The sequence below is a fragment of the Martinezella sp. CNPSo 3732 genome, assembly GCF_057784515.1.
Genome location: NZ_JBXSOO010000006.1, coordinates 80661 through 99061, shown reverse-complemented (window position 1 = coordinate 99061; position 18401 = coordinate 80661). Strand labels below are relative to the sequence as shown.

The following is an 18401-nucleotide window of genomic DNA, read 5'->3' as shown; positions in this document are numbered from 1 at the left end:
GCATTTTGCCGGCCATGCGTCCCGCTATCCTCGACCCGCTGTTTGCCTCCATCTCCTCGCTATCAGGCGTCGGGCCGAAGGTATCCGAGCTACTGGTGAAGCTGCTGGATCGCGAAACCATCGACGATTGCCGCGTCATTGACCTGATTTTCCACGCGCCGCATTCGATCATAGACCGGCGCGAACAGCCGGGCATCGCCCGAGCGCCGCAGGGCGCCATCGTCACCATCACCGGCCGCGTCGATCGCCACCAGCCGCCGCCCAACCCGCGCAGCAACGTGCCCTATCGCGTCTATCTGCACGACGAAACAGGCGAACTAGCGCTGGTCTTTTTTCGTGGCAAGGCGCAATGGCTCGAAAAGCAGCTGCCGATCGACGAGACCGTTACCGTCAGCGGCAAGGTCGACTGGTTCAACGGCCGACCGTCCATGGTGCATCCGGATTATATCATGCGCGAGAGCGAGGCGGAAAACCTGCCGCTGGTCGAACCCGTCTATCCGCTAACCGCCGGGCTTACGCCGAAGTTCCTGCGCAAGACGATCGAGGCGGCGCTGCCGCGCATTCCGCAGCTGCCCGAGTGGGATGATATCGCCCTGACGCAGAAGCAGGGCTTTCCCTCGATCTCCGATGCCTTCCACATGCTGCATGCGCCGAGAGATGCGGCCGATATCGATCCGCAATCTCCCGCGCGCCGCCGGCTGGCCTATGACGAATTCCTGGCGGGGCAATTATCGCTTTCGCTGGTGCGCCAAAGGCTGCGCAAGGTTGCGGGGCAGCCGGTGCACGCTACTGGAGAAATCAGCAACAAGATACTGGAATCTCTTCCTTTCTCGATGACGAATAGCCAACGTGATGCGATTGCCGATATTCTCAAAGATATGGCCGGCACCGAGCGCATGCTTCGGCTCCTACAGGGCGATGTCGGCGCGGGCAAGACGCTGGTGGCGCTGATGGCAATCGCTGCCGTGATCGAAAGCGGTGGCCAGGCCGTGCTCATGGCGCCGACCGAAATCCTTGCCCGACAACACTTTGCTACGATTTCAAAATTTGCAGCAAGCGCAAACCTTTCCGTCGAAGTTCTCACAGGCCGCACGAAGGGTCGCGAACGCGATGCGATCCTGGAGCGCATCGCTTCCGGCGAGGCACAGATCATCATCGGCACGCACGCTTTGTTTCAGGATAGCGTCGCCTATGCCAATCTGATGCTGGCTGTCGTCGATGAGCAACACCGCTTCGGCGTGCACCAGCGCCTGCGCCTGACCGCAAAGGGCATTTCGCCCCATATGCTCGTCATGACCGCCACGCCCATTCCCCGAACGCTGGTGCTGGCCGCCTTCGGCGATATGGATGTTTCTAAGCTCACCGAGAAGCCGGCGGGCCGAAAGCCGATCCAGACGATCACCATTCCGAATGAACGGACCGGCGACATAGTCGGCCGCCTGAAAAGTGCACTGTCCGAAGGTAAAAAAGCCTATTGGATATGTCCACTTGTGGAGGAGTCCGAAGAATCCGATTTAATGTCGGTCGAGGAGCGCCATGAGACATTGGCCAAGGCGCTCGGCCCCGGCATCGGCCTTATTCATGGCCGCATGAGTGGCCCGGAAAAAGACGCTGTGATGATGGCCTTCAAGAATGGCGAGATCCGCCTGCTGGTGGCCACGACGGTCGTCGAAGTCGGTGTCGACGTGCCGGATGCGACGATCATGGTCATCGAACATGCCGAGCGCTTCGGCCTGGCGCAACTGCATCAGCTACGCGGCCGCGTCGGACGTGGCGACGAAGCCTCCACCTGCATCCTGCTCTACAAAGGGCCTCTCGGCGAAACCGGGCATGCGCGGCTGTCCATCATGCGCGAGACAGAAGACGGATTCCGTATTGCCGAGGAGGATTTGAAGCTGCGTGGCGAAGGTGAGCTTCTGGGAACGCGCCAGTCCGGCACGCCAGGCTTCCGCATCGCCAGCCTAGAAGCCCATGCCGATCTTCTGGAAATCGCCCGCAAGGATGCCGCCTATCTGATCGAGCGCGATCCAGAGCTTATGAGCGCGCGCGGCACCGCGGTACGCACCCTGCTCTATCTCTTCCGTCGCGACGAAGCGATCCGCTTTTTGCGGGCAGGCTGAGTGGATGGGCGCAGCGACGGCGCCCACCCCTGTTTCAAGACATTATTTGGCAGCAAGGCCCGGAATGGTGACCTGGAATACCTGGAACATCGTATCGACATCGGCGCCGCTATCATCCTTGTAGGCAGCGCCGACCTGGAAACCATCCTGGGTGATGAAGTCGTTGTCATTGGCAACGAACAGAAAGTAATCGTCAGGCAGCTTCGGATCCTGAACGCTGACGAACGACATGGCCTCCCATTTTTCCGAGAGGTTATTGCGGTCGTTCGGTGCCCCATTGTGCAGGCCGAAGCGCGCAAGATCGGCGCTGTCGTTGATATCGATGAAATTGCTGACTGCCGCCGGCTTGACTGAAGGATCAAGAACGCCCTTCGGTGCGACCGCCGTATCGCCGTCGAACTTGCCGCCGACAATATCGGTGGCAGCGGAAACATCGACGGCCACAACGCTGCGATAGAGCGACTTGTCGCCCTTCTGGCCATAGCCATTGTTGCTGTCGCGCGCCAGCATCAGGAAGCTTGTCGGTGAGAGCGCCACGATTTCGCTTTGGGCGGCGACGGCCGTCTTGCCCTTGTCATTGGTAAAGACCGGCAGAGGCACGACATATTCGTGCACCAGTTTCAGATTTGCAGGATCGGCGGCATCATAGACCAGGGCGCGCGTATTTTGCCTGGTTGAGCTGGAATCGCCGCCATCCTGGCGGGTTGCGGACTGGAGCACGACGATCAGAAACTTGCCGTCCGGGGTCAGGGACATGCCTTCGAAGCCCTGATTATTTTGGCGCCCGCTCGTCGGATCCTTTGGGTCCGGAGCGGCTTCGCCCGGGCCTGGATTGTTCGAGGAGAAATTCACTGCACCGTGGCGGATCGGCAGAAACGCGGCCGGCGGTGCCGTGGCCGAGATCATACGCCCATCCGCCGAGAAGCGGTAAATATAGGGACCGTATTCATCGCTGATGAACATCGAACCATCCGGCAGCCGGGCAATGGCTTCGTTATCGAGCGAGATCTTGCCGTTCGGTGCTTGCGGCAAAAGTGGCATGCCGCCTTCCGCCTGGCGAACCCCGTTGGCTGGGTCAAGGCCAGTGGTTTCGTTGCCCTTGTTGTCCTTCAACAGCAGCGTATCCGCGAGCTTGGCTTCGACGCCTGACTGTTCCTTACCGGCTGGAGGCGTTGCACCGGGAGCAAGCGGCGTCAGCTTGATATCGATGGTGTTGAGACGCCCGCGGTAATCAGTGGTGCCGGCGACATTATAGCCGCGGTCCGGCAGCAGCCACAGCGAGCCATTATAGGTGCCGTCGGCGTTGCGAACCCAGCTCTTGGCATCGATCGACATGCCCGAACCGGAGCCGAAGGTTTCACCGAACTTGTCGCGCAGGTTGGCCGGGATACGGCCGACGGCGACGCGGCCCTTGTTGACCAGCGTCACACCTTCAACCGTCACGGAATTATCCGCCAGCGCCAGCATCGGTGCCGTGAAAACAAATGTGGCAAGCGCCACCGACAGCAGTGGCAAGCTCTTCGAACGCATATATCTCAAGACAATATCCTCCTGATAAAAACCTTTGTGGAGGCAACGACATCCATCTCCCGCCTGTTTGCGGACCGCGTTGAAGAACCGCAGCTCGGTGCCCGTGCCCCGAACATTGGATGCTGAGATACATGCGATTATCTGCCCCGACTGACGATCTAAGGTGTCAATATGATAGAGGCATGACAGTTCGCGCAAAACGCGAAGCTATCGATCCAACCATTGGAAGATGAGCAATTTAGCTCAAAGATTTCATCGGAACCGGCGGACGCAAGCTCTTCGTTGCCACCAGCTCTTCCTTGAATTCGGGCGATACAAGGCCGCCCGAGATCAGCAGCTTGGCGCCATCCTCCGGGCTCATATCGAGCACGGTGATCTTTTCGCGCGGAACGAAGACAAGGAAGCCAGCCGTCGGCACGGGCGTCGGCGGCAGGAAGACCGCCACCATGTCGTGCCCCATGGCGTTGAATTTCGAGGCGATCTCCCCTTTGACATCCGTCGATATGAAGACCATGGACCAGAGGCCGGGGCTCGGATACTCGATCAGACCAACCTTCTTGAACGAGGTGCCCTGCTCTTTCAGCACCGTTTCGAAGATCTGCTTGACGCTCTTGTAGATCGTGCGCACCAGCGGCACGCGATTGACGATCGACTCGCCGAAACGGACGATGCTTTGCCCGATGAGATTCTTGGCGAGGAAGCCGACGATCGTGATGAAGATCATTGCGATCAGCAGCCCGGTGCCGGGAACGGCGAAATTCAGATAGCTTTCCGGATCATAGCGCGCGGGAATATAGGGGCGAACCCAGCTATCGGCCCAATGAACGACGGACCAGGTCAGCCAGAGCGTGATGGCGATCGGAGCGCAAATGATCAGGCCGGCCAGGAAATTGTTTCTGATCCGCGTGGTCACGGACATTTTGATGAGTTTTTCAGTCATTCGCCGCTCGAAAACTCCGTTCCGCCGCCTACCGCTTTCAGGCAAATCCTCCCCACCATCTCATTGGAAGAATCGTGCCAGAAATCAACGCGGCATACAACCCGCCAGCCGCGTCTGCAGGCCGAACAAACGCCCGGCTCACGACGACGTGACAGCAAATGTGGGACGGAAGTTGCGCTATTCCACGGTGACCGATTTGGCGAGATTGCGCGGCTGATCGACGTCCGTGCCCATGAAGACGGCCGTATGATAGGCAAGCAATTGAATCGGCAGCGAGAATATGATCGGCGCGATGATCTCGTCGACGATGGGCAAGGTGATGGTTGCCATGGTCGGCAATGTCGAGGCCGCCGCGCCAAGCTCGTCCGTGATGAAGATGATTCGGCCGCCGCGCGCCGCCACTTCCTGCATGTTGGAAACGGTCTTGTCGAAGAAGCGGTCATGCGGCGCAATGACGATGACGGGCATATTCTCGTCGATCAGTGCAATCGGCCCATGCTTCAATTCGCCGGCTGCATAGCCTTCGGCATGGATATAGGAGATTTCCTTCAGCTTCAACGCGCCTTCCATGGCGAGCGGGAAGCTGGTGCCGCGGCCGAGATAGAGCACATCCTTGAACTTCGAGATCTCGCGCGACAGGCTTTCCATCTGCGGCTGGATGATGTTCAGGACATTCGCCATGATACGCGGCATCTCGACGAGATGGCGCACCATCTCTTCTTCATCCTTGGCGCTGACCGTGCCGCGAGCAACGCCTGCTCCGATCGCGAGCGATGCGAGAACCGCAAGCTGGCAGGTGAAAGCCTTCGTCGAAGCAACGCCGATCTCGGGACCGGCCAGGATTGGGAACACCGCATCGGACTCACGAGCGATAGTCGATTCCCTGACGTTGACCACGGCACCGATCTTCAGGCCGTTGTCCCGGCAGTAGCGCAGCGAAGCCAAGGTATCCGCGGTTTCACCGGATTGGGAAATGAACAGCGCCGCCTGCGACGGCGACAACGGCATTTCGCGATAACGAAACTCGGAGGCAACATCGATTTCGACCGGCAGTCGCGCGTAGCGCTCGAACCAATATTTGCCCACCATGCCCGCGAGATAAGCAGTGCCGCAGGCTGATATCGCGAGGCCGGACACGCCGCCGAAATCGATCGTCGAGACATCCTGGCGCACGCGATGGGTGGCGAAATCGACGTAATGGCTCAGTGCATGGGAGATGACCTCCGGCTGTTCGTAGATTTCCTTTTCCATGAAGTGGCGATGGTTGCCCTTATCGACCACATAGGCGGTTGCCTGGGAAATCTGCCGCGGCCTCGTTACTTCATTGCCGTTGAAATCGAGAATGGTTGCGCCGGCATGGGTGACGATCGCGCAGTCGCCATCGACGAGATAGCTGATCTCGTTGGTGAAGGGCGCAAGGGCGATCGCATCCGAACCGAGGAACATCTCGCCCTTGCCGTAACCCACGGCAAGCGGCGGGCCAGAACGCGCCGCCATCAACGTGTCGGGATCGCTCTCAAACATCACGGCCAATGCATAAGCACCGGTTACGCGGTTCAACATCTTCAGCATTGCGGCGCGAGGCTCGAGACCTTCGCGGATATGGTTTGCGAGCAGGTGCGCGACGACTTCCGTGTCCGTCTGCGAAGTAAATACCTTGCCTTCTGCCTTTAACTCTTCGCGCAATTCGGAGAAGTTTTCGATGATGCCATTATGGACGACGGCAACGCCTTCCACGAAATGCGGGTGGGCATTGGTCTCGTTCGGAACGCCGTGCGTGGCCCAGCGCGTATGGGCAATCCCTGTCGTGCCGGGCAGAGGATCCGTCTCCAGCCGTTTCTCCAGATTGAAGAGCTTTCCTTCCGCGCGGCGGCGATCCATCACGCCGTCATGGATCGTCGCGACACCGGCCGAATCATAGCCGCGGTATTCGAGGCGCCGCAGCGCATCCACCAAGCGGTCCGCCACCGGCTTCGTTCCGACGATCCCAACAATGCCGCACATACAACTCTCCGTCTGGCCTCAGATATGAGGGCAAGTCCTAATCATTCCTGCAATTTTCTCAATTGCCACAACGGTCACTTTCGATTTCCGACCGTTACGTCAACCGCAAGGGTTTAGTGGCCGCCCTTCTTCGCCGCCTTGATGGCGAGGGCTCGTTCGCGGATCACCTTGGCCCGCTCCGGCTTTACTTCCTGGCGAGCACGGCCGAAGGCTAGCGCATCGGCCGGTACATCATCGGTGATGACACTGCCGGAAGCAATATATGCGCCGTCGCCGATGCGGATGGGCGCAACCAGCGATGAGTTGGAACCGACGAAAGCATTGGCGCCGATATGCGTCTCATGCTTGTTGACGCCATCATAGTTGCAGGTAATCGTGCCCGCGCCGATATTGCTGCCGGCTCCGATCGTCGCATCGCCGATATAGGTCAGATGATTGACCTTGGCGCCCTCGCCGATCTTGCCGTTCTTGACCTCGCAGAAATTGCCGACCTTGGCGCCACCGGCGAGATCAGCGCCCGGGCGCAGCCTCGCAAAGGGGCCGACCGTGGCACCCGCACTGACATGGGCGCCCTCGATGTGCGAGAAGGCATGAATGACCGCGCCGCCCTCGATCACGGCACCGGGACCGAAGACGACGTTCGGTTCGATCAGCGCATCCTGGCCGATCACGGTATCATAGGCGAGGAAAACGGTTTCCGGCGCTATCATGGTCACGCCCGACAGCATCAGCTCATGCCGGCGGCGCTCCTGCCAGAGGCGCTCGATGAAGGCAAGCTCGGCGCGGTTGTTGCAGCCGGTCATTTCGACCTCGGGCGCATCGACCGCAACGGCACGACCACCCAACGAGCGGGCGATCTCGACGAGATCGGTGAGATAATATTCGCCCTTGGCATTGTTGTTGCCGATGCGATCAAGGAGATCCAGCGCCTTGCGGCCGTTGATCGCCATCAGCCCGCTATTGCACCACTTTATCGCCAGCTCGGCATCGGTCGCGTCCTTGGCTTCTCGAATGGCGATCAGCTCGCCATCCTTGACCAGCAACCGGCCATAGGCGTTGGGATGTTCCGTATGAAACCCGATGACGACGATGTCGTTACCATCGGCCAGTCCCTGGCGGGCGGCACGAAGCGGCACATCGGTCAGCAGAGGGACGTCCCCGTAAGCAACGATAATGTCGTCATATCCACGGGCAATCGCCTCGCGCGCCGCCAGCACGGCATGGCCCGTGCCGAGCCGCTCCTTCTGAAGATAGGATTCGACGGTGATGCCGCCGATCGACGCTGCGGCGCTGACCTCATCCGCATCACGCCCCACAACCAGAGCCGCCGCCGAAATCCCGGTCCTGGAGATCGCATCCATGACATGGGCGATCATCGGGCGCCCGGCAATCGGATGCAGGACCTTCGACATCGATGACTTCATGCGGGTACTGTCGCCGGCGGCGAGGATGATGGCGAGGCAGCTGCGTTCCATTTCGAGCTCCGAGATATACGGTCAAGGGGCGCCCGGCGGCCGGGCGACTCCCCTCATATCAACAAGTCGAGCGATGAACTACGGCGAAATTCAAGGCGACCTTCAAGCCTCGACGAGAGCCTCGAAAGCTTCGAGGACATGCTGACGCCCATCGATGATCACAAATTCCATCGCCTTATGGGCCGAAAGGCCGTCACGCGCCGCTATCGCGTCCACTATGGCCATATGCGTATCCGCAATATTGGCGAAGCCATTGGTTGAAGGCGGTGCGCTCATGCGAAACATACCGACGAGGGCGGCTTTGATAAGCCCACCCAACGATCGCATGAATGGGTTCTGCGAAGCCTCCGTAATTGCCAGGTGGAAATGCAGATCGGCGACCGCGAGGCTATCGGAGGTATGATGCGGCGCTGCCATGGCAGCGGCAAGACTGCGAAGCAGTTCGATGTCCTCCCGACTGGCCCTTTTCGCCACCAGACTCGCGGCAAAAGGCTCGAATGCCATGCGTATATCGTAGAGATGGAGAAGGAACTCCTTGTTGACGCCGCTTTCGAAATGCCAGTTGAGCACTTCGTTGTCGAACATGTTCCAATGGATCTTCTCGGTGACGCGCGTGCCGACGCGCGCACGCGGCACCACCAGCCCCTTCGCGGCCAAAGTCTTCATACTCTCACGCAGGACCGTGCGGGATACCTTGAACCGTTGCAGAAGCTCGCTGTCACCGGGAAGAATGCTTCCGATCGGAAATGAACCCGAGACGATCGCCTTGCCCAACTCATCGACCACTTGAGCGTGGCTCGTGCGCGATTTTCCCTCTGATTTTCCGGTCTCAAGCAATCGGTCTCGCAAGCGCTCTGTCCTTCCCTCAGACATATCGTCGATTCACGCGGGAAAGCAGCAGAAGTCCCTTCTGCATCAGAATAAAGACAAACAGCAACAAGCCGATCAATATCTTCGTCCACCAGCTGGAAAGCGTTCCATCGAAGGTGATGTAGGTCTGAATCAAGCCCTGTATGAGAATTCCGATGAGTGTTCCTCCGACGAACCCCGCTCCTCCCGTCAGCAGTGTTCCGCCTATAACCACGGCAGCGATCGCATCGAGTTCGACGCCGACCGTGGCAAGCGAATATCCCGCTGAGGTATAAATGGAAAAAACGATTCCGGATAGACCGGCAAGAAAGCCGGACAGAGCGTAGATCTGGATCGTCGTTCTTCCCAGGGGCACGCCCATCAGCTCCGCGGTCTGCGCTCCCCCGCCCAGCGCGTAGACATTGGCACCGAAACGGGTGCGATGCGCCAGCACGATGCCGCCGGCAAAGACGAGCAGCATGAGACCGCCGATCAAAGTCAGCCGGCCGCCGCCGGGCATCAGCCAATAGAGATCGTTAAGCTGAGAGTAGAAATCATGCTCGATCGGAATGCTGTCGATCGACAGCACAAAGGCGATGCCCCGCGCCAGGAACATGCCGGCCAGCGTCACGATGAAAGGCGGCATGCTGAGATAGTGAATGATGGCACCCATGCCGGCGCCAAAAATCGTGGTGATGATAAGAGCAAGAATGAATGCGATCAACGGATGGATCGCCGTATCGCGCAGAATGACGGCCAGAAAAACACCGGTAAAGGCAATGATCGAGCCGATGGACAGGTCGATGCCGCCCGAGATGATGACGAAGGTCATGCCTACGGCGGCAATTCCCAAAAACGCGTTATCAGTCAATAGGTTGCCTACCACCCGTGTCGATAGCATATTCGGATATTGCGTCACGCAGGCGACATAGGCCAGGATGAAGATAAGGATCGTCGCAAGCAGCGGAAGATATTTCGAATTCACTTTGCCTGCTCCTTTTGCACCATCTGCCCCTCGTCTCGGCGACGCCAGAAGAATGACGTGGCGGATTGCATTGCCGGCGACTGGATGACCAGAATGACGATGACGATGATCGCCTTGATCACCAGATTGAACTCCGGCGGAAAGCCGGAGAGCAGGATGCCCGTATTGACCGACTGAATGATCATTGCGCCGATCAGCGAACCGACGATGCTGAAACGGCCGCCAAGCAACGAATTGCCGCCGACCACGACCGCAAGAATCGCATCCAGCTCAAGCCACAGACCGGCATTGTTGGCGTCCGCACCCTTGATGTCGGCCGTAACGATGATGCCGGCAACGGAGGCACAGAGACCGCTTAACGCATAAACCGCGATGAGCAGGACCGGGGTCCGAATACCGGACAAGGTGCTTGCCCGGCGATTGATGCCGATGGCTTCGACCAACATTCCGAGGGCCGTGCGCCGCACCAAAGCGATCACCAGAAGCGCAGCGACAAGCCAGATCGCCACCGGCATCGGCAGGGCGGCGAACGAGCCGCTGCCAAGGAAGATCAGTCCGTCATTGTTGAAGGTGAGAATCGCGCCCTCGGTGATCAATTGCGCAATGCCGCGGCCCGCCACCATCAGCACCAGCGTCGCGATGATGGGCTGGATATCGAGTACGGCGACGAGGAATCCGTTCCAGAGCCCACATGCCAGCCCGACGCCGATCGTCAACAGCAGCGTATAGGAAAGCGAATAGCCGGCAACGATCGAGGACGCCGCAACAGCACCACAGATCGCGATGACCGCGCCGACGGATAGATCGATCCCCTTCGTGGCGATGACCAGCGTCATGCCGATGGCCAGTAACGCCACCGGCGCACCACGGTTGAGCACGTCTATCAAGCTCCCGTACAGCCTTCCATTTTGAACTTCCAGATGAAAGAAATGTGGGAACATAATGAAATTCAACAGAAGAATAACCGCGAGCGCAATGAGCTGAGGCGTCAGCCGAAGCAAGGAGGTTTTGATTGGCGAGCTCATGCGTCCTCCCGCGTCTTTTGAGTCGTGGCGATGGCTTCAACGATATTTCCGGCCGTGATCTCAGTTCCGGCCAACTCGGCAATATGTTCGCGGTCACGCAGGACGATGACGCGCGAACTATAGGCGACAAGCTCCTCGAGTTCGGATGAAATAACTACCAGGGACATTCCCTGCCGGCAAAGATCCTCGATCAAGCGGATGATTTCCGCATGGGCACCGACATCGATACCGCGCGTCGGCTCATCCAGGATGAGGAAGCTCGGATTGGTCGCCAGCCATCGCGCAAGGATCGCCTTCTGCTGGTTACCGCCTGAAAGGAGCCTGATAGGCTTTTCCCGATCGGTCGTGCGGATATCCAACGCCTTGATGTAGCGATCGGCGATGGCGTTCTGCTCGCTGCGCGGCAAGGGCCTTGCCCAGCCGCGCCTTGCCTGCAGCGCCATGACGATATTTTCGCGAATGGAGAGATCACCGATGATCCCATCGGTCTTGCGGTCTTCCGGGCAAAAGCCGAAGCCGCTCTTGATCGCGGCACGCGGACTGGAAAGCGTAATGGGCTTGCCTTCGATCTTCGCCTCGCCACTGTCGGCGCGCTCGACGCCGAAGAGCACTTCGGCGGTCTCCGTCCGCCCTGAGCCAAGCAGGCCCGCAATGCCCACAACTTCGCCGACGCGCACCTCCATGTCGAAAGGCTTGATCTTGCCGCGCTTGCCGAAATTCGTGAAGTGATATCTGACCGGGCCGCTTTCCGTCTCGCTCTGCTTTATCGTATTTTCCGTCTCGGCGAGTTCGCGGCCGAGCATCATGGCGATCAGGGTCTGCCGCGGAAGACCGTTCGCATCGCGCGTGCCGACCAGCCGGCCGTTGCGGAGAACGGTAATGCGATCGCAGATTTCGTAAACCTGCTCCAGGAAATGCGTGATGAAGACAATTCCCAGCCCGCGCTGTTTCAATCGCCTGACGATGCCGAACAGCATCTCGACTTCATGCGTATCCAGGCTCGCAGTGGGCTCATCGAGAATGAGGACCTTGCCGGAAAGATCGACGGCGCGGGCGATGGCGATCACCTGCTGAATGGCGACCGAAAAGCGATCGAGCTGGCGGCTGACATCGATATCCAGGCCATATTGTGACAGCAGATCTCTGGCCATCTTATTCATGACGCGGCTGCTGACCATCCCGAACCGCCGCGGCTGGCGGCCCAGAAACAAGTTTTCCGCAACGCTTAGATTGGGCAGCAGGTTCACTTCCTGGTAGACGGTTCCAATACCAAGCTTTTGAGCAGCAAGCGTGTCATGCGGATCAATCTCGGCCCCATCGAGAACGAGCGTGCCTGCATCGCGCCGGTAGGCGCCGGTCATGCATTTGATCAGGGTCGACTTTCCAGCACCGTTCTCGCCGAGAAGCGCATGAACCTCGCCGCGCATCAATGTGAAGTCGACATGATCGAGAGCGGTCGAACCGGGGAAATATTTACAAAAACCTGTCGCCGTCAGAAGTCGCTCTACGTCGTGAGCCATGAAGCGCGAATTTCCTTGGAATGAATCAAATTGCGAAAGCGATAGCCGGCGCATTCCGTGGGTGCGCCGGCATCTTGCACAAGATATCGCACCGGCGCGGCATTGCCGATCCGGTGCGATGAGCTTTCGTCTTAGTAGCCGAGGTCCTTCTTCTGCTCGTAGACCTTCTGCGGATCATCGGCCTGGGTATAGAGCTTGGATTCCGTCTGGATCCACTTCGGCGGCTCTTTCTTGGTCTTCAGGTAGGCATCGAGCGCATCGAAGGCCGGACCAGCCATGTTCGGCGTCAGCTCAACGGTTGCGTTCGCCTCACCCGCAGCCATTGCCTTGAAGAGATCCGGAACCGAATCAATCGACACGGTCAGGATGTCCTTGCCCGGCTTCAGGCCAGCTTCCTTGATCGCCTGAATGGCGCCGACGGCCATATCGTCGTTATGGGCGTAGAGCGCGCAGATATCCTTGCCGCCGTTTTCAGCCTTCAGGAAGCTTTCCATGACTTCCTTGCCCTTGGCGCGGGTGAAATCGCCGGTCTGGCTGCGAACGATCTTCAGGTTGTCGTGACCCTTGATGGCTTCCTCGAAGCCCTTCTTGCGGGCGATGGCCGGCGAGGAGCCGGTCGTCCCCTGCAGCTCGACGATGTTGCACTTCTTGTCGCCGACCGTCTTCACGAGCCAGTCGCCGGCAACCTTGCCTTCATGAACCAAGTCGGACGTGACAGCCGTCAGATAAAGGTCCTTCGGCGCGGCGACCGTGCGATCAAGCAGAATGACCGGGATCTTGGCTTCCTTGGCTTCCTTCAGGACAGCATCCCAGCCGGTCTCGACGACCGGGGCCAGCAGGATCGCATCAACGCCCTGCGCGATGAACGACCGGATTGCCTTGATCTGGTTTTCCTGCTTCTGCTGCGCATCGGCGAACTTCAGATCGATGCCGCGCTTCTTGGCTTCCTGCTTCGTCAGCGTCGTTTCGGCCGCACGCCAACCAGACTCCGAACCGATTTGCGAGAATCCGACGACCAGGTCTTTAGCCGATGCCGATGTGAACATGCAGGCAGCGAGAATCGTAGCACTAACGAGTGCGGTCTTAAATTTCATGATTATCTCCCAAAGGCCATCTCCTCAGGCCCGCCGTCAAAAAATCATATAGTAATACTTTTGTAAATCGACATTCGATGATGCAGTGCAACAAAAAAGGGCGATCGAGACGCCCTTTTTCAACTTTACCTATGTGGTCGGAATTACTTCGAAGCCGGCAGCTTGTCGTCCACGCCTTCGATGTAGAAGTTCATCCCGAGCAGCGTGCCGTCATCAGCCTTTTCGCCAGCCTTGAGCCAGGGCGTGCCGTCCTGCTTGTTGATCGGACCGGTGAAGGGAGCCAGCTCGCCGGACTTGATCTTGGCTTCGGTTTCCTGGGCCATCTTCTTCACGTCGTCAGGCATGTTCGTATAGTCGGCCATCTTCAGGATGCCGTCCTTCAGGCCGTCCCAGCTCTGTTCGGACTTCCACGTGCCGTCGAGCAACGCATGAACGCGCTTGGAGTAGTAGTTGCCCCAGGTGTCGACGATCGCCGTCAGCTGCGCCTTCGGGCCAGCCTTGATCATGTCGGAAGCCTGCCCGAACGCGTGAATGCCGCGCTCTTCAGCCACCTGCATCGGCGCCGTCGTATCGGTGTGCTGCGTCAGAATATCGACGCCCTGGTCGACCATGGCCTTGGCAGCATCGGCTTCCTTGCCCGGGTCGAACCAGGTGTTGACCCATACGACCTTCAGCTTGAAGCTCGGATCGATGGAGCGGGCGCCCTGCTCGAAGGAGTTGATGCCCATCACCACTTCCGGAATCGGGAAGGACGCGATGTAGGCGGCACCATGATTCTTCGACGTCTTGGCGGCGATCTGGCCGAGGATATAGCGGCCTTCATAGAAGCGCGAGTTGTAGGTCGCGAGATTCGGGCCGCTCTTGAAGCCGGTCGCGTGCTCGAACTTCACCTTCGGGAACTTGGCGGCAACCTTGACGGTCGCGTCCATGAAGCCGAACGAAGTCGAGAAGATCAGCGAGCAGCCAGAACGGGCAAGACGCTCGATGGCGCGCTCGGCATCCGGGCCTTCCGGCACGTTTTCGAGATAAGGCGTCTCGATCTTGTTGCCGAATTCCTTCTGGATCTGCTGACGGCCGAGATCGTGCGCCTGCGAATAGCCGCCGTCCGTGTGCGAACCGACATAGACGAAGCAGACCTTGGTCGGTGCCGCTTCAGCGGCGGCAGCGAAACCAACGATGGCAGCGGCTGTCGTTGTGAGGGCGAGTGCTAGTTTTTTCATGGTTACCCCTACTGGTTTGACATGTTTTGCAGAAATCGGTCCGGCTGTTGCAATCAGCGCTCCGGAACGAAGGCTTTGCCGAGCGACGCTGGCGTGTTGATCAAGGTCGCGCGGCGATTTTGAGAGATGATGACGAGAACCACAATAGTCGATGCATAGGGCAGCATCGACAGGAATTGCGAGGGAATGCCGACGCCGAAGCCCTGCGCATGGAATTGCAGGATCGTCACGGCGCCAAAGAGATAGCCGCCAGCCAGAACGCGCATCGGCCGCCAGGATGCGAAGACGACCAATGCCAGCGTCACCCAGCCGCGGCCGGCCGACATGTTCTCGACCCATTGCGGTGTGTAGACGAGCGACAGCTGAGCGCCTGCAAGCCCCGCGCAGGCACCCCCGAACATGACCGCGAGATAGCGGGTGCGGATGACGTCGATGCCGAGTGCATGGGCCGAGCCATGGCTATCGCCGACGGCGCGCAGCTTCAGGCCGGCACGGCTGCGGAAAAGGAACCAGTTGACGCCGATGAGCAGCGCGATCGACAGATAGAAGGTCAGGTCCTGCTTGAACAGCACCGGACCGAGGAACGGTATATCCGACAGCAACGGAAATACGATTTCGTGCAGCTGCACGCCCGGCACACTGACATAGCCTTCGCCGATCATGCCGGAAAGGCCGAGCCCAAGGATGGTCAGCGCCAGGCCGGTCGCGACCTGGTTCGTCACCAGCGTCAGCGTGAGGAAACCGAACAGCAGCGAAAAGAGCGCGCCCCCGATGATGCCGGTCAGCAGGCCGACATAGGGCGATCCGCTCATCTGCGCCCCGACGAAAGCAGCGACCGCACCGATGATCATCATGCCTTCGACACCGAGGTTGAGGACTCCGGAGCGTTCCACCACCAGTTCACCCAAGCCGGCAATGACGAGCGGCGTCGACGCGGTGATGATGGTGAGCAGGATGGCTTCAAACACACTCATGCCGCACCTCCACGGACCCGCGACCAAACCACACGGATTTTGTAATAGATCAGTGTGTCGCAGGAGAGCACGAAGAACAAAAGCAAGCCCTGGAAGACGCTGGCTGCCTTGGCGGAAATACCCGGCGACAATTGTGCGGCTTCACCGCCGAGATAGGTCAGCGCCAATACGAGACCGGAGAGAATGGTTCCGAGCGGATTAAGGCGCGCAAGAAAGGCGACGATGATCGCGGTGAAACCGTAACCCGGCGAAATCGCCGGCTGCAGATGGCCAATCGAGCCAGAGACCTCGGATATGCCAGCCAGTCCCGAGAGTGCGCCAGAGACGAGGAAGGCGAACCAGACCATTTTCCGCGAGGAAAAACCGGCAAAGCGCCCTGCCCGCGCCGACTGGCCGAGCACGCTTATCTCAAAGCCTTTCAGCGTATATTTCATAACGAACCAGGCAAGGACCGCCGCGATTACGGCAAAGACGATGCCCCAATGCGCACGCCCGGAATCCTCCCAGATCGCCGGCAGAACCGCTTCTGGCGGAAAGTCGATGCTCTGCGGGAAGTTATGGCCCTGCGGATCGCGCCATGGCCCGCGCGACAGCCAATCGAGGAAGAGCTGCGCGATATAGACAAGCATCAGGCTCGTCAGGATCTCGTTGGTATTGAAATGGGCCTTCAGGAGCGCCGGAATAGCGGCATAGAGCGCCCCGCCGATGGCGCCGGCGATCAGCATTAAAGGCAGAACCATCGGCGAATGCCAATCGGTGAAGACGATCGGGATGAAGGAGCCGGCGATCGCGCCCATCGTGAACTGACCTTCGGCACCGATATTCCAATTGTTGGAGCGATAGCAGAGGCAAAGGCCGACGGCGATCAGGATCAGCGGGCCGGCCTTGATCGCCAGTTCATGCAGCGACCAGACCTCCAGCAGAGGCTCGACAAAGAAGGCGTCGAGCGCTTCGACGGGATCCTTGCCCATGATGACGAACATGATGGTGCCGGCGATCAGCGCCAATGCGAGAGCAAGCAGGGGCGATAGCAAGCCGAACAGCTTGGAGACCTGCGGGCGCTTTTCAAGCTCAATGCGCATGTACAGGCTCCGAATGCGTCTTAGAGTCATGCAGACCGCCCATCAGCAGGCCGATCTTCTCGCGCGTCAGCTCACCGGCCGGATAGGACGGCGACAGCCGTCCTTCCGAGATGACGGCGATATCGGTCGCGACTTCGAAAATCTCATCCAGGTCCTGGCTGATGACGAGCACGGCAGAGCCGTCGCGGGCAAGATCGACCAGTGCTTGGCGAATACGGCTCGCAGCTCCGGCATCGACGCCCCAGGTCGGTTGGTTGACGACGAGTACGCTCGGCTGGCGATCCAGCTCACGGCCAACGATGAACTTCTGCAGATTGCCGCCGGACAGCGCGCCAGCAGCCGGATCCTCGCCGCTCTTGCGCACATCCATCGCCTCGCAGATGCGCTTCGTCGCCTGCTTGACCGCGCCACGCCTGATGACATTGAAGAAACCGCCACCCAGGAACGATTTGCGGTCCGATTGATGCCTGGCGAGCACGAGGTTATCCGACAGCTTCAATGCGGATACCGCAGCATGGCCGTGGCGTTCCTCGGGCACGAAACCAGCGCCGATCAGTCGGCGCGCATTAATGCCCTTGGTACCGATGGACTTGCCGCGCAATTGGACGAGATCATCCGCCGCGACCGTGTATTCGCCAGAAATGACATCGAACAATTCGCCCTGGCCGTTACCGGCGACCCCGGCAATCGCCAGGATCTCGCCGGCGCGCACGCGCAGGGAAACTTCCTTGAGTGCCATGGCAAAGGGGGTTCGTGCCGGTGCCGAAAGGCCGGCAATCTCCAGGAGAATATCTCCCTTCGCACCGAGGCCCTCGTGCTGCACGCTGGCGACATCGTTTCCGACCATCATGCGGGCGAGAGAACCGGTCGTTTCCTGCCTGGGATCGCAGGCGCCAGTGACCTTGCCGTGACGCAGGACGGTGGCGCGCGAACAGATGCGCTGCACTTCCTCAAGCCGATGGCTGATGTAGAGCACCGAGCGCCCCTCGTCTCTCAACTTAAACAGGGTCTCGAAGAGACGATCGGCTTCCTGTGGTGTCAAAACGGAAGTCGGCTCGTCGAGAATGATCAGCCTAGGGTTTTGAAGGAGCGCGCGGACGATCTCGATACGCTGACGTTCGCCGACCGAGAGATCGGCGACATGCGCATTCGGATCGAGTGGCAGCCCATAGGCATGCGAAAGTTTTGCGGCTTCCTCGGAAATTTTTGCGAGCGGGATGTTGCTGTCGAGCGACAGCGCTATATTTTCGGCGACAGTCAGCGCTTCGAACAAAGAAAAATGCTGAAACACCATGCCGATGCCGAGCTTGCGCGCAGTGCCCGGGGCGTCGATCGACACAGGTTGCCCCTGCCAAACGATCTGCCCATGCGACGGTTCGAGCACGCCGAACAGCATCTTGACGAGCGTGGATTTACCTGCGCCGTTTTCTCCGAGGAGAGCGTGAATTTCTCCCGGCTGGATTTCAAGATCGATTTCGTTGCAAGCAGTAAAACTGCCGAACAGTTTCGTCAGTTTGCGAACCGACAATAGTGCACCGGTTGCCGGCGCATCGGATGACGACACGTTCCCCTCATTTCCTTCC

At 59.3% G+C, this 18401-nt stretch carries 14 protein-coding genes; 1 reads left to right on the top strand and 13 read right to left on the bottom strand.

The features are described 5' to 3' along the window. Nucleotides 1–14: 14 nt before the first annotated feature. Nucleotides 15–2120, top strand: coding sequence for an ATP-dependent DNA helicase RecG (recG, locus tag AC13RM_RS14025; RefSeq protein WP_374821606.1), 2106 nt, complete (start codon nucleotides 15–17; stop codon nucleotides 2118–2120). Between the two features lie 42 nt (nucleotides 2121–2162). On the opposite strand, the gene AC13RM_RS14020 is transcribed toward recG, so the two are convergent. The 13 genes from AC13RM_RS14020 to AC13RM_RS13960 form a co-directional block, all read right to left on the bottom strand. After that, nucleotides 2163–3650, bottom strand: a complete 1488-nt coding sequence (locus AC13RM_RS14020) for an esterase-like activity of phytase family protein (protein WP_440480006.1) — start codon at nucleotides 3648–3650, stop codon at nucleotides 2163–2165. Between the two features lie 238 nt (nucleotides 3651–3888). Then, a complete protein-coding gene (locus AC13RM_RS14015) occupies nucleotides 3889–4590 on the bottom strand; it encodes a DUF502 domain-containing protein (RefSeq protein WP_488555198.1) in 702 nt (233 codons plus the stop codon). 177 nt (nucleotides 4591–4767) lie between these two features. Next, nucleotides 4768–6594 carry a glutamine--fructose-6-phosphate transaminase (isomerizing) gene (gene glmS / locus AC13RM_RS14010; protein WP_440479998.1) on the bottom strand — a complete coding sequence of 609 codons (1827 nt, stop codon included), beginning with the start codon at nucleotides 6592–6594 and terminating at the stop codon, nucleotides 4768–4770. A gap of 113 nt (nucleotides 6595–6707) precedes the next feature. Beyond that, complete coding sequence (gene glmU / locus AC13RM_RS14005; RefSeq protein WP_488555197.1) at nucleotides 6708–8069, bottom strand: bifunctional UDP-N-acetylglucosamine diphosphorylase/glucosamine-1-phosphate N-acetyltransferase GlmU; 1362 nt, start codon at nucleotides 8067–8069, stop codon at nucleotides 6708–6710. A 102-nt stretch (nucleotides 8070–8171) separates the two neighbouring features. Then, nucleotides 8172–8918: a FadR/GntR family transcriptional regulator gene (locus AC13RM_RS14000; RefSeq protein ID WP_440479996.1), complete on the bottom strand. Its 747-nt coding sequence runs from the start codon at nucleotides 8916–8918 to the stop codon at nucleotides 8172–8174. Nucleotides 8919–8934: 16 nt separating this feature from the next. Beyond that, nucleotides 8935–9903 (bottom strand): galactofuranose ABC transporter, permease protein YjfF, encoded by a 969-nt coding sequence (gene yjfF, locus AC13RM_RS13995; RefSeq protein ID WP_440479995.1) that lies wholly within the window; start codon nucleotides 9901–9903, stop codon nucleotides 8935–8937. After that, complete coding sequence (locus AC13RM_RS13990) at nucleotides 9900–10928, bottom strand: ABC transporter permease (protein ID WP_113233452.1); 1029 nt, start codon at nucleotides 10926–10928, stop codon at nucleotides 9900–9902. The genes yjfF and AC13RM_RS13990 overlap by 4 nt, the downstream gene beginning before the upstream one ends. Further along, nucleotides 10925–12448 (bottom strand): galactofuranose ABC transporter, ATP-binding protein YtfR, encoded by a 1524-nt coding sequence (gene ytfR, locus AC13RM_RS13985; RefSeq protein ID WP_113233451.1) that lies wholly within the window; start codon nucleotides 12446–12448, stop codon nucleotides 10925–10927. The genes AC13RM_RS13990 and ytfR overlap by 4 nt, the downstream gene beginning before the upstream one ends. A 131-nt stretch (nucleotides 12449–12579) precedes the next feature. Then, complete coding sequence (gene ytfQ / locus AC13RM_RS13980) at nucleotides 12580–13542, bottom strand: galactofuranose ABC transporter, galactofuranose-binding protein YtfQ (protein WP_069612140.1); 963 nt, start codon at nucleotides 13540–13542, stop codon at nucleotides 12580–12582. A gap of 143 nt (nucleotides 13543–13685) precedes the next feature. Continuing rightward, complete coding sequence (locus tag AC13RM_RS13975; RefSeq protein WP_113233450.1) at nucleotides 13686–14762, bottom strand: BMP family ABC transporter substrate-binding protein; 1077 nt, start codon at nucleotides 14760–14762, stop codon at nucleotides 13686–13688. A 53-nt stretch (nucleotides 14763–14815) separates the two neighbouring features. Then, complete coding sequence (locus AC13RM_RS13970) at nucleotides 14816–15736, bottom strand: ABC transporter permease (RefSeq protein WP_374821622.1); 921 nt, start codon at nucleotides 15734–15736, stop codon at nucleotides 14816–14818. Further along, nucleotides 15733–16818 carry an ABC transporter permease gene (locus AC13RM_RS13965; protein ID WP_374821625.1) on the bottom strand — a complete coding sequence of 362 codons (1086 nt, stop codon included), beginning with the start codon at nucleotides 16816–16818 and terminating at the stop codon, nucleotides 15733–15735. Before AC13RM_RS13965 ends, AC13RM_RS13970 begins: the two co-directional genes overlap by 4 nt. Then, complete coding sequence (locus AC13RM_RS13960) at nucleotides 16808–18382, bottom strand: ABC transporter ATP-binding protein (protein WP_488555196.1); 1575 nt, start codon at nucleotides 18380–18382, stop codon at nucleotides 16808–16810. Before AC13RM_RS13960 ends, AC13RM_RS13965 begins: the two co-directional genes overlap by 11 nt. Nucleotides 18383–18401 lie beyond the last annotated feature (19 nt).

What these genes read in the sequence shown, in the direction of transcription:
- glmS (WP_440479998.1), bottom strand. Translation starts at nt 6,594, where the DNA reads ATGTGCGGCATTGTTGGGATCGTCGGAACGAAGCCGGTGGCGGACCGC.
- AC13RM_RS14020 (WP_440480006.1), bottom strand. Translation starts at nt 3,650, where the DNA reads ATGCGTTCGAAGAGCTTGCCACTGCTGTCGGTGGCGCTTGCCACATTT.
- recG (WP_374821606.1), top strand. Translation starts at nt 15, where the DNA reads ATGCGTCCCGCTATCCTCGACCCGCTGTTTGCCTCCATCTCCTCGCTA.
- glmU (WP_488555197.1), bottom strand. Translation starts at nt 8,069, where the DNA reads ATGGAACGCAGCTGCCTCGCCATCATCCTCGCCGCCGGCGACAGTACC.
- AC13RM_RS13975 (WP_113233450.1), bottom strand. Translation starts at nt 14,762, where the DNA reads ATGAAAAAACTAGCACTCGCCCTCACAACGACAGCCGCTGCCATCGTT.
- AC13RM_RS13990 (WP_113233452.1), bottom strand. Translation starts at nt 10,928, where the DNA reads ATGAGCTCGCCAATCAAAACCTCCTTGCTTCGGCTGACGCCTCAGCTC.
- ytfR (WP_113233451.1), bottom strand. Translation starts at nt 12,448, where the DNA reads ATGGCTCACGACGTAGAGCGACTTCTGACGGCGACAGGTTTTTGTAAA.
- AC13RM_RS13965 (WP_374821625.1), bottom strand. Translation starts at nt 16,818, where the DNA reads ATGCGCATTGAGCTTGAAAAGCGCCCGCAGGTCTCCAAGCTGTTCGGC.
- AC13RM_RS13970 (WP_374821622.1), bottom strand. Translation starts at nt 15,736, where the DNA reads ATGAGTGTGTTTGAAGCCATCCTGCTCACCATCATCACCGCGTCGACG.
- AC13RM_RS14015 (WP_488555198.1), bottom strand. Translation starts at nt 4,590, where the DNA reads ATGACTGAAAAACTCATCAAAATGTCCGTGACCACGCGGATCAGAAAC.
- ytfQ (WP_069612140.1), bottom strand. Translation starts at nt 13,542, where the DNA reads ATGAAATTTAAGACCGCACTCGTTAGTGCTACGATTCTCGCTGCCTGC.